The organism is Mycoplasma paraquilae (genome assembly GCF_048284415.1).
GTDB lineage: Bacteria > Bacillota_I > Bacilli_A > Mycoplasmatales > Metamycoplasmataceae > Mycoplasmopsis.
This window is the reverse complement of the sequence record NZ_JBLVZU010000005.1, coordinates 63,112-74,512: the sequence shown is the minus strand read 5'-3', so window position 1 is coordinate 74,512 and position 11,401 is coordinate 63,112. Positions and strand designations below refer to the sequence as shown.

General features: G+C 27.9%; 11 protein-coding genes. 10 read left to right on the top strand and 1 reads right to left on the bottom strand.

Annotated features, from left to right (window positions below; translation table 4 throughout):
• The 6 genes from ACNQ12_RS03015 (at nt 1) to asnS (ending at nt 5,309) form a co-directional block, all read left to right on the top strand.
• Nucleotides 1-552: a dephospho-CoA kinase gene (locus ACNQ12_RS03015; RefSeq protein WP_418019127.1), complete on the top strand. Its 552-nt coding sequence runs from the start codon at nt 1-3 to the stop codon at nt 550-552.
• Nucleotides 553-596: 44 nt separating this feature from the next.
• Nucleotides 597-1,583: a replication initiation and membrane attachment family protein gene (locus ACNQ12_RS03010; RefSeq protein ID WP_416754118.1), complete on the top strand. Its 987-nt coding sequence runs from the start codon at nt 597-599 to the stop codon at nt 1,581-1,583.
• 12 nt (nt 1,584-1,595) lie between these two features.
• Nucleotides 1,596-2,501, top strand: a complete 906-nt coding sequence (locus ACNQ12_RS03005) for a hypothetical protein (RefSeq protein WP_418019126.1) — start codon at nt 1,596-1,598, stop codon at nt 2,499-2,501.
• Between the two features lie 11 nt (nt 2,502-2,512).
• Nucleotides 2,513-3,358, top strand: coding sequence for a methionyl-tRNA formyltransferase (gene fmt, locus ACNQ12_RS03000; protein WP_418037194.1), 846 nt, complete (start codon nt 2,513-2,515; stop codon nt 3,356-3,358).
• A 127-nt stretch (nt 3,359-3,485) separates the two neighbouring features.
• Nucleotides 3,486-3,938 carry a NanQ anomerase/TabA/YiaL family protein gene (locus ACNQ12_RS02995; RefSeq protein ID WP_416754123.1) on the top strand — a complete coding sequence of 151 codons (453 nt, stop codon included), beginning with the start codon at nt 3,486-3,488 and terminating at the stop codon, nt 3,936-3,938.
• A 12-nt stretch (nt 3,939-3,950) separates the two neighbouring features.
• On the top strand, nt 3,951-5,309 hold the full coding sequence (gene asnS, locus ACNQ12_RS02990) for an asparagine--tRNA ligase (protein ID WP_418037193.1): 1,359 nt from the start codon (nt 3,951-3,953) through the stop codon (nt 5,307-5,309).
• A gap of 136 nt (nt 5,310-5,445) precedes the next feature.
• On the opposite strand, the gene rpsT is transcribed toward asnS, so the two are convergent.
• Nucleotides 5,446-5,706, bottom strand: coding sequence for a 30S ribosomal protein S20 (rpsT, locus tag ACNQ12_RS02985; RefSeq protein ID WP_416741452.1), 261 nt, complete (start codon nt 5,704-5,706; stop codon nt 5,446-5,448).
• 382 nt (nt 5,707-6,088) lie between these two features.
• On the opposite strand from rpsT, the gene ACNQ12_RS02980 reads away from it, so the two are divergent.
• The 4 genes from ACNQ12_RS02980 (at nt 6,089) to ACNQ12_RS02965 (ending at nt 11,296) form a co-directional block, all read left to right on the top strand.
• Nucleotides 6,089-6,970 carry an adenine-specific methyltransferase EcoRI family protein gene (locus tag ACNQ12_RS02980; RefSeq protein ID WP_418037191.1) on the top strand — a complete coding sequence of 294 codons (882 nt, stop codon included), beginning with the start codon at nt 6,089-6,091 and terminating at the stop codon, nt 6,968-6,970.
• Between the two features lies 1 nt (nt 6,971).
• Nucleotides 6,972-8,105 carry an HNH endonuclease family protein gene (locus ACNQ12_RS02975; protein ID WP_418037189.1) on the top strand — a complete coding sequence of 378 codons (1,134 nt, stop codon included), beginning with the start codon at nt 6,972-6,974 and terminating at the stop codon, nt 8,103-8,105.
• 840 nt (nt 8,106-8,945) lie between these two features.
• A complete protein-coding gene (dcm_N, locus tag ACNQ12_RS02970; protein WP_418042150.1) occupies nt 8,946-10,100 on the top strand; it encodes a DNA (cytosine-5-)-methyltransferase N-terminal subunit in 1,155 nt (384 codons plus the stop codon).
• The gene (locus tag ACNQ12_RS02965) at nt 10,088-11,296 is read left to right on the top strand and encodes an MAG4270 family putative restriction endonuclease (protein WP_418037185.1); all 1,209 of its coding nucleotides are present in this window, start codon (nt 10,088-10,090) and stop codon (nt 11,294-11,296) included. Before dcm_N ends, ACNQ12_RS02965 begins: the two co-directional genes overlap by 13 nt.
• Nucleotides 11,297-11,401 lie beyond the last annotated feature (105 nt).

The window sequence follows — 11,401 nt, the reverse complement described above, 5'->3', positions numbered from 1 at the left end:
ATGGCTTCCGGCAAAAGCACCTTTTTAGCTGCATGTGCTCAGTTAGGATATAGCACTTTTAACTGCGACCAATATGTTAGTTATTTATATAGCCAAGATAAAGAGTTTATTAAATTAATTGCAGAAAAATTTGGCACTTTTTTACTTAAAGATAATGTACTAGATAAGAGCAAAATTAAAAAATGAATTTTGCAAGACTCAACTAATTTAAAAAAGTTAGAAAAAGAGGTATTTTTAAAGCTAAAATCGCATTTATTGGAACATAAATATGATTTTGTAGAAATCCCAATTTTATATACAGATGTTGTTGACTTTGCGCCTTTATTTAGCTGTATTTTTCATATGCAAATTTCAGAGGATATCAGACAAAAATTTCTACAACAAAAGGGTGTGGATAACTTTACTTTGCAATTTTTAGATAACCAAAATGCCTATGATTGAGGGATAAAAAAATTTTTTCGTAAAAAAAAGGTTGTGCATATCTCATTGGATAAGCGTGATAATATAGAAAAAATTTCAAAAGTGCTTCATGAGCTTGCTATAGTTAGGTAAAATATGATTACTATCAAATATTTTTTACGTTAAAAGGAGCAAAAATGGACCTACAATATTCATATTTCGCAGTTGAAAAAAATTCAGAAATCACAAATGATGATTTAGTTAATTTTAGAGAGTTTTATGGGCCATTTTTAGGTTCTAACCCAGTCTTTTTATACCAATATTTATTAGATTATGTTAGAGATAGCCAATTTAAACGTTTTGCTTATGACTTTTTATCTTTAACTGTATTTTTAAATATGGATGAGGCTGCTTTGTCAAAAGCTAGAAGACAATTGGAAGCAACTGGTCTTATCAATACATACGCTGACCACAGTAAAAAAATTATGATCTTTTCATTACAAAAGCCATTGAATGCTTTTGGTATTAAACAAAATCAGTTAATTACTGACTTATTACGTGACAAAGTAGGTGAAGAAAACTATAAACACATGGTACTAGCAAAAACTCGTCCTGCCACTTATAGAGATGCGTTTGATGTTGAAGATGTTACTACAGATTTCTTTACTGAATTCGCTAATAATAGTCAAACAAATAAAAAACAAATAATGTTTCAAAATAGTTTTGTTGAAGATGTTTTACGTCTTGGTGAAATGAGAAAAAGTCGCCTTGAAAATGAAAAACTATCATTCTCAACAGCTACTAGACTAGAAATTGGTAAAATCAAGTATTCAAATGAATATGAAGCAATTTTAAAGCTAAATTCTATTGAATTTGCCCAACAATTAATCAATGATGAATTAGAGGCAAGTTATGTTGCAACACTACAACAATGACAAGATAAAGTACAAGATGATAAAATCATTAACTTAATCTTATTCTTATCATTTTATCATTCAGCTAAAAGCACAGGTAGACCATTAAAAGAATGATTTAAGCATGCTGGAAGTATGATTAATGAAGTATTACAAATGAATTTACTTGATTTCACAGTAGTAGAAAACTACTTCGATGGCAAAATCAGAAATACCTATGATATTAAAATTTTCCAAAAGAAGGAAATTCTTAAATCGATGTTAAAGTAAAAGGAGTTAATTATGAGTTCAATCAATAAACCAATGCAAACGTTTGATTTCTTAAAAGAAGCTCCAATAAATAAAGAAAACTTAATTAAACAGGTCAAAAAAGATCCATTGCTTAATAAATTATTTAAAAAATTAAAAGTCTCAGATTCAGAAATCTGAGATTACTTTAATTATTTTATTGATTATAAAAATCAAATTATCAATCCTAATCAATCACCTTATTTGTTTGATTTTAAACGTGATAGTGAAAATAAACTTATAATAGAAAAAAAACTTGCACATAATGAAAAAGGCAATCGATTTCGTTTATTAAATAATTTATTATTACAACATATTTCTTCGCCTTTTTATGATACTACTTTGCAAGATTTGGATATCAATGACAACTTATATTATGATTTAGCTGGGATTCGAGCTGAAATATTGTTGTCATTAGAACCAAAACATCAAAATTCTAACTTACTATATGGAGTTTATTTCCATGGACCAGCTAACAGTTATCGCACTAAATATTTATCTTCTATAGCAAATACTTTTGCTTTAAATGATATTCCAGTAGCTTATATTGATGTAAATCAACTTGATGAATGAGTTAAACAACTTATCGGTAATAATGATGATATTAAATATTTAGTCAATGAACTTTCACGTGTGCCTGTGTTAATTCTTGATGAAATAGGATTAAAAAATTATACTGAGTGATTTTTGGATACAGTTTTAGTTAAAGTTTTACAAAATCGTGCTCAAAATCATTTATTGACTTATTTTGGATCATTCTATCCCCTTAGCGCATTAGCCAAAACCTTAATAGCAACTAAAAAAGGAAATGTAGTAAGTGCTATTCCAAAACCTTTGATTGATAAAATCATTCATTTAATTATTGAACTTACTAAAGTCGAAACATTTATAGGGGTTTAGAAAGGAACTTTATGGATAAAATAAAAATTGTTTTAGCTGGAACGCCACAATTTGCTGTCCCAGTTTTTGAAGAAGTTATTAAAAATTTTGATGTCATCGCTTTGATTTCTCAGCCTGATAGACCAGCTAATCGTGGATATAAGCTTGAACCTACACCAACTAAATTATTAGCTCAAAAATACAACATACCAGTTTTTCAACCCAATAAAATTTCTGAAATTTATGATCAATTAGCAGAAATGGATTTCGACATATTTATAACTTGTGCTTTTGGTCAAATTATTCCTGAAAAAGTATTGGCTTTACCCAATTTAGCTGCTTTAAACGTACATGGTAGTTTACTACCTAAATATCGTGGAGCTGCGCCAATTCAATATGCTTTATGAAATGGAGACAGCACCACTGGCATTACTTTGATGTATATGGTTAAAGCTATGGATGCAGGTGATATGATAGTAAAAGCTAGCTTAGATATCTTGCCTACAGATACTAGCGATACACTGTTTGAGAAATTATCATCTCTAGCAGCAAGCAATATTGTGAATTGGATTGCTAATTTTGCTCAAGGTAAATATAAACCAGAAGTCCAAGATCCTTTACTAGTTTCTCTAAGCCCTAAATTAAATAAAGAAGATGCTTATTTAGATCCAAGTTTTGATCTGGAGGAAGCTTTTAATCGTATTAGAGCTTTTAGCTCAAATCCTGGATGCTACTACATAATTAATGGTAAAAGAATAAAAATATATTATGCTTCTAAATGAAAAGTTGCAAATGCCATAAAATTGGATTTTGCCAATGGTTCTTTATGGGCAACCGATTATCAATTTGAAACTAAGAAACGTGTTAAAATTGTTTAAGATCTTAAATCAAGTTAGAAAATATACTTTTACTAGCTTGATTTTTTTATACTGATATAAATAAAATATTTATATCAATCTAGCTAAAAATGTTTATAATTTAACCAGCTATTTTTAAGGAGGAAAAATGATTTTTGACAAACTTTCAAATATTAAGAAATATCAAGTCAATCCAGCAATTAAAGCAGCACTAGAATTAGCTGCTAATGCGGATTTTGATACGTATGAATACGGGATTCATGAGTTTAATGATGACATTAAGCTTGTCAAACGGAATTTTAGCCCCTTATTTGAAGAAAATTATGGTGAATTACATGACCAACACATTGATATTCATGTCTATTATGCTGGGGATGAAGTAATTTACTTCGACCCACAACCACATTATACCCAAGCAGATATTTTAAGTGCTTCTAAACCTAATGATGTCTTCTACATTAAAGCACCACAATATCATAATCAAATTAAATTAAATCAAGGGACATTTGCTTTATTTTTCCCTGGCGAATTACACAAGATTACTTTTGCTAATGAGCAATTAACAAATAAAGACAAAATTATTATTAAAGTTAAATATTAAGGAGATAATGCTATGCATTCTATTAAAAAATTTATATTAAAACCTGGGTTTTATGACACATGAACAGATGTCACAGTTAAAGGGTGAGTTTCATCTAACCGTGGAAACAAAAAAATTCGTTTTATCGAAGTAAATGATGGTTCTACAGTAAAAAACTTACAAGTAGTATTTAAGGGAGAAAACTTTGATTTCCAAGCCTTAGATAGTTTAAAACCTGGTTCAGCTATTGTGGTTAAAGGTACTTTACATGCTACACCTAATGCACCTCAACCAATTGAGTTAGTCGCTGATACTTTAGTTGAATACAAGAAAGTAGATGAAGACTATCCAATTCAAAACCAAGAAATTAACTTAGAAACTTTACGTGAAATTCCTCATCTAAGACATAGAACTAACTTATTAAGAGCAATTATGTTAGTTCGTTCAACTTTAGCTCAAGAAATCCACAAGTTCTTTATTAATAAAGACTTCTTCTTAATGGCTAGTCCAATTATTACAAGCAATGATGGGGAAGGGGCTGGAGAAACTTTTATTGTTTCAGATCCTAACAATGAAGACCCATTCTTCGGAAAAAGTAAGAAAGCAACTCTTGGAGTTACTGGTCAATTACACGGTGAATCTTATGCTGTAGGTATGAAAAAAATTTATACTTTTGCACCTACTTTTAGAGCTGAAAAATCAAATACAAAGAGACATTTAGCTGAATTCTGAATGATTGAACCTGAAGTTGCTTTTTATGATTTATTTGACACAATTGCTTTAGCTGATGATATGCTTAAAGTTGTAATCAGAAACACAATGGCTAAAAATAAGCTCGAATTAGAATATTTAGATCAAGTAACAAACAATGGGCTTTTAGATAGATTAAACCACTTTGTTGAAACACCACTTTTAGTAGTTGATTATAAGGATGCAATCAAAGAATTGCAAAAAGTAAGAGATATATTCGAAAACAAAGATATTGAATTTGGTTTAGACTTAGGTTCAGAACATGAAAAATACTTAACTGAAAAAGTATACAATGCCCCAATTGCAGTTATTAACTTCCCTAAAGATTTCAAAGCTTTCTACATGAAACAAAATGAAGATGGTAAAACTGTAGCAGCATTTGACTTACTTGTTCCTGGTGTTGGTGAACTTGTGGGTGGTTCTCAACGTGAATCAGATTACAATAAATTATTAACCAGAGTTAGAGAACTCGGGATTGATGAAAAAGACCTAGAATGATACTTAAACTTACGTAGATATGGACATATGTTGACTTCAGGTTTTGGCCTAGGATTTGAAAGACTTGTTATGTATGTAACAGGTACAGAAAATATCAGAGAAGCTATTCCTTATCCTAGAACAAATGGTAACATTAAGATGTAAAAAGTTTTTTGCTATATCAATAAAAATGCATGTATTGCCAGTAAAATGGTGATACATTTTTTAATCCTCATTTTTAGAAATAAAAAATTCCAGGAAAAGCCTGGAACTAATTAGATTAGTTAACTAATTTAATAGATTATTTGTTTTTGTTAACAAAATCATCTAATCTAGCGTGTTTTCTAGCACCTTTGTTAGCGTGGAAAACACCTTTTGAAACTGCTTTAGCAATTGTTTTGTGTGCGAATGCTACTAATTCAGCAGCTTTTTCGTCTTTAGCTAATACAGCTTCTCTAGCTTTACGTACAGCTGTTTTAACACGAGATTTCATTGCTGAATTCTTTTTGTGTGCTTCTTCCATTTTAGCTATACTTTTAATTTTTGACTTAATGTTTGCCATTATGCCCCCTTTTTCTAATATTTGTTTATTGAAAAATCAAGTATATTATATATTAATTTTAGATATTAGTAAAATACAAATATTCCTTAATTATAGTTATTAAGCAAATAATTTATATTTTAATAATTTAAAGTTATTAATCATCCACAGGAATATTTTTTAATATAATGAACAAATAAATATGAGAAGAAATGACTGAATTTAATTGCTATTTTTGTATAATAATAACTAATGAAAGGACACTCAACAAAATATTTAACTTATCTAACAACAATAATTTAGGTTATTTGTATTAGATAGACACACAAATGAGTGATTACTAAGATGAGAGAGAGAGAGAGAGACTAGCAAGCTAGTCACAAATAAGTCAAACAACTCTAACTTGCACAGTGCAAAAAGTGCAAAGAATGATGAGTTTTATACTCAGTACGCAGATATTGCAAAAGAATTAAATCATTATAAGGATCAACTTAAAGGCAAGAACATTTTATGTCCTTGCGATTTTGACTTTGACCTTTTAACTGATGAAGAAAAAAGTGTTATTTTAAATGGAAAACTATTAGAAAAATATAATGATGGATTTAATTTTAGTAGATTTTTAAGAGCCAAAGAAAATGAATGAAGTTTAAAATTAACGTTTAGCACTTATAATCCTGAAACTAATGAAGGAATGCCATTTCAAAAAAGCGTAAAAGAATTTGCTAAAAAACATCCCGATGGAATAATTATAACTAATCCACCATTTAGTTTATTTAGAGAATTTATTAGTACTATAATGGAATGTAACTTGCGATTTTTAGTAATCGGAAATAAAAATGCAATTACATATAAAGAAATATTCAAATATATACGTGAAGATAAGCTCTGACTAGGGTATACTTCTGCAGATGAGTTTTTACAGCGTGAAATAGATAAACCTAAAAATATAAAAGGTTTAACAAGATGGTTTACAAATTTGGATGTAGAGCCAAGACACCAAAGATTAGTGCTGACAGAAAAATACAATGAAATAAAATATCCCAAATATGATAATTATGATGCTATTAATGTCAATAAGGTTAAAGATATTCCTTATGATTATGAAGGGTATATAGGGGTGCCAATAACATTTTTAGACAAGTATAATCCTATACAATTTGAGATTATAGGAAAAATGTCTACCACTAAACCGGATGATATTGAATTAGGGTATCCATTTTTAAATAATAAAAGAATATATGCTCGAATAATTATAAAAAATAAACTTGTTAGAAAGGAAAAATAACATGAAGCAAGATATTATAAAAATGAGTATTGAGGAAGTTATTAAGAAAGTAAATGATGGTAAGATAATTTCTGATATTTCAATCCAAAGAGAGATTGTTTATGACGCTAATAAACAGGCACTTGTTATTGATAGTATAGTTAATGATATCCCTTTGCCAGCCTTTTACTTTTGAGAAAATGAAGATGGCGTGTATGAAGTACTAGACGGAAAGCAAAGAATTGAAGCGATTAAAAATTTTAAGCACAATGATATTCAATATGAGTCAAAAAACTGAAAAGAATATGGAACTTATAATCCTGCTTTGCAGGAAAAGGTCAATAAAACACTACTAAATATCATTACTTGCAGTGGAGATGAAGAACATAAAAGAAATATTTTTTATAGAATAAATACTCTCGGCGTTCCTTTGAGTAAATTTGAAATAGTAAATGGATTGTACAATGGTATTTTTATAAATACGCTAAAACAAGTATGCAATGATGACAAGAATTTAAAAGCACTGTTTAAAGATACCAACAAGGCTTCAAGAGGAGAAAAAGAATACTGGGTGTTGTGAAAAATAGTAGGTGATAAGGAATTGGCCAAAATATTAGACTATGTAAAAGAAAATAAGGATTCTGAAATAAAGCTTGAAGAAGATTACAACGCTAAAGTGTCTGATGTAATTAAATTAATGACTGATATTTTAAATAAGCCAGCAGATGACAGAGATATATGGTTTGAAATTTTTTCTAAAGCTCTAAAAGAAAATAAACAATGCAAAGTAATTTTAAAAGCTAAAAAAGCAGATTTAAATCATAATATAGTTCACTATACAAAAGTTTTAAAGAAAACACATTTAGTTAATAAAAAAGAATATTTCGAGAATATCATAAATGGATATTTAGAAAATATAGTTCTTGATAAAAATAGGCTTTTTTCTGATATTATAAAAAGTGAACTATTTAGCGAATATTCGAAGGAAATAAAAGGTGATAAAGAAGCTGTACAATGTAATAGATGTAAAGAGTACTTTTATTATGAGGACTTACAAGTTGATCATATAATTCCTTGAAGCAAAGGTGGGACTACTACAAAAAATAATGCACAATTATTATGTGCTAGTTGTAATGCAAGTAAGTCAAATAAATAATTATCTTTCTTGGACTGATAATATGAAAATTTATAGCTTTAAATTATATAATTACTACCAAATTAAGGTTTAATTTATCTAAAATCATTTCATAATGGATTTAGTATAGGGGCACAAAAACAGTGCTCCACTTTTTTAAATTTAAAAGTGAAATGCCGTGTATTTAATTAAGTTGAAATGTAGAATAAAATTTATTTTGTTCCCTCCTTAGAAAATAATAGTTGATGTATAAAATTATTATATGATTTTAAAAACAGACATAAATAAAATAAAAGCACTAACAAATTATGAATTAATCAGAACTATTCCTTCTGAACTTAAAGGACATTAAGAAGGCTTTAAAAATTATTGCAATTTAAGATTAAAAAAATTTTAAATGAGGAATCATTATTTAATAAAAAAGACAAAAAGAGAAAATCGAAGAGTAGTCATTAAAATAAATAAAAAAAATATTAAATGATATTGTTAGATATAGGATAGTTAATTATCCTGTATTTCGATGAAGAAATAAAAAAATGATATTTGTATTGAATAAGTATTATATATCTTTTTCACTATTATGTAGTTCTAGCAGTGGTAAAATAAAGCTTATTTTATATGGCTAGGAGCAGTAAATTTAGCTTATTCTACAAATATTAGTAAAATACAAATATTACTTAATTGAGTTATTAAGCAAATAATTTGAATCATTACAAGAAAAAGCTATATTGGTGTTTTATCCATAAATCAAGCCTATAAAAAATGCAATCCGATATAATAAAAACATTATGAAAAGAAAAATAAAAATATTTGAATCATTTGCCGGAATAGGCTCTCAATATAAAGCATTAAAGAACATATATAATAAGAAGAGAGAGAGAGAGAGACGATCTCCAAGTTTTACCATTAGGTACAATTGATTGATATATAGATGCGATTATTTCTTATCAAATAATTCATTATGGATTATTAAAACCAGAAGTTAATTATTCCCATGAGGAAATGGCAATTTTATTGTCTAAATATACTTTTAGCTCAGACTCAAAGAAGCCCGTTTCAGATTCATACTTCATTAAGATGAATAATGAAAAACTTCGCAATATTTTCCCATATTTATACTCTTATGTTAACAATGAATATTTTACTTCAGTTTACCCAAAACATCAAAGAGATTTAAAATATGTAGGTTGCACAGACATTACTCAATTTGAAACACTGCCAAAACAGATTGATATTTTTACATATTCATTCCCGTGTCAAGATTTATCCCAACAAGGAAAGCAAAGGGGGCTTGAAGGTGGAACTAGAAGTGGTCTTCTTTATGAAGTCGAAAGAATACTAAAAAACAATAAAGATAGATTACCAAAAGTATTGCTTTTAGAAAATGTAAAAACTCTAGCAAGTTCTAAATTTAAATCAGCCTTTGATGAATGAATTAATACTTTAGATCAGTTGGGATATGAAACTGCATACAAGGTTGTTAACTCAGTTGATTATGGATCGGCGCAAAATCGTGAAAGAGTTTATGCTGTATCAATTCTTAAATCTAATCTAAAGAAATCATTTATTTTCCCTACGCCAATTAAAGGAAATGGAAAACAATTAGAAGATATCATACACTTAGAGCACAGTGATAAACTATTAAATGATTTGTTAAATAAGTATGATCACAGTAGTTTTATTACAACCTCTAATAACATTACGAAATCCAGATTGTTAAACTATACTAACTTTAATTCAGAAGCCTATATTTACTTACCAAAAGGAAAAGGTCCTACATTAACTGCTAGCGGAGCAAATAGTAGACTTAAATTCTACTTTCGTGAGAAAAATACTTTAAAGGCAATCAGTCCTTCAGAATCTTATTTATATATGGGATTTGATACAGAAGACTATAGTGAAGTTGCCAAAAGTAATCTAGTCTCAAATTCTAAAATGATTTACACATGTGGTAATTCAATTTCAGTAGAAGTTTTAGAACAAATCTTTGCAGAGATTTTAAAGTGTCTAAAATAGAAATATTCAAAATACCCATGTGTACTAAATCTTACTATTCAGAAAAGTCTAAATCAGCAAAGGGGCAGTTTGATCTTTATGTTGCATTTGACACTGATAGATTAATTATTTACGATATTTTCATTGATTTTCTAAATCTAGAAATAGATTTATGCAATACAAAAGCTCATTTTGATAGCAATCTTTCTAATTTTAAAATTAGAAAGCATATTTTTAAGCAATTAGGTTTTGAATTAATACCAAGACAAACTACAAAAGAAAATAAACTAATTAAATTAAATACTGAGCAGCTTATTAAATTTAGTTCATTAATCAATACATATTACTTTCAAGAAAATCAAAAAAACATAAAAGAACTAATATATATGCTAAAAGGTAATAATCCGGGTGGATCGGTTACAAAAAAAGAGAATTCAGAATTAATATTAGATGAAAAAAGAAATCCTAATGGGCATATATTTTACAACTTGCCATTAATTATTGATGCTATTACAATAGGAATAAATTTTAATGGGGATAGTTTGAGTCACATTCTTGCACATTATCAAATTAATGAAAATGAAATCAAAAACTTTGATGAGATGATTGAAATAATTAAAAATGCTGATACAAAATATCTATGATCTGGAATTTGCATGTTAGAAGTAACTGGCATTAATCTTAAAGAACAAAATAATAATTGAATTAAAAAAATGAATTCTTATACTAAAAACCTTGCTAACAACAATAAACTTTGCAAATCCATTAAAGACACCATTAGAAAATGTCGAGCAACTTACGCGAAACGTGTGGAGGGGAAAAAAATATTTGACATTAAATATTCAACAGAAAAAGCTCACATTTACAATGTTGAATGAATACAAAAAGAAGCATTTGACTATTGCATAAATAATCCAAATAGAATAGATGATAAAACATATCACAAAATAATTAAACAAATTTCTGATGAAAACAATTATTTAAATATGGAACCTAATATTCACAAAAGTTTCGATAGGTATGAATTTAGTTATAATGAAAATGGCAGATTAATTAAAACAAAAGAAGCATTAAAAGAAAATGTAAGAGAAAATACTTTACATAGCTATTATCAAATACCTAAAGATAAGTTAAATCAACAAATCAAAGATTATATTAGGAAAAGAAATAATTATATTGAAAGCAATAATTTGCTAGACAACTATAGCAAGAACTAGTAAATACAACTGTAAGAAAGTGTTTTACTTATGCTTAAGATATACTAACTTATATTTTTAATCTTAATAATGTATAATTATCTTAGGTGGTTTTGTATACTACCG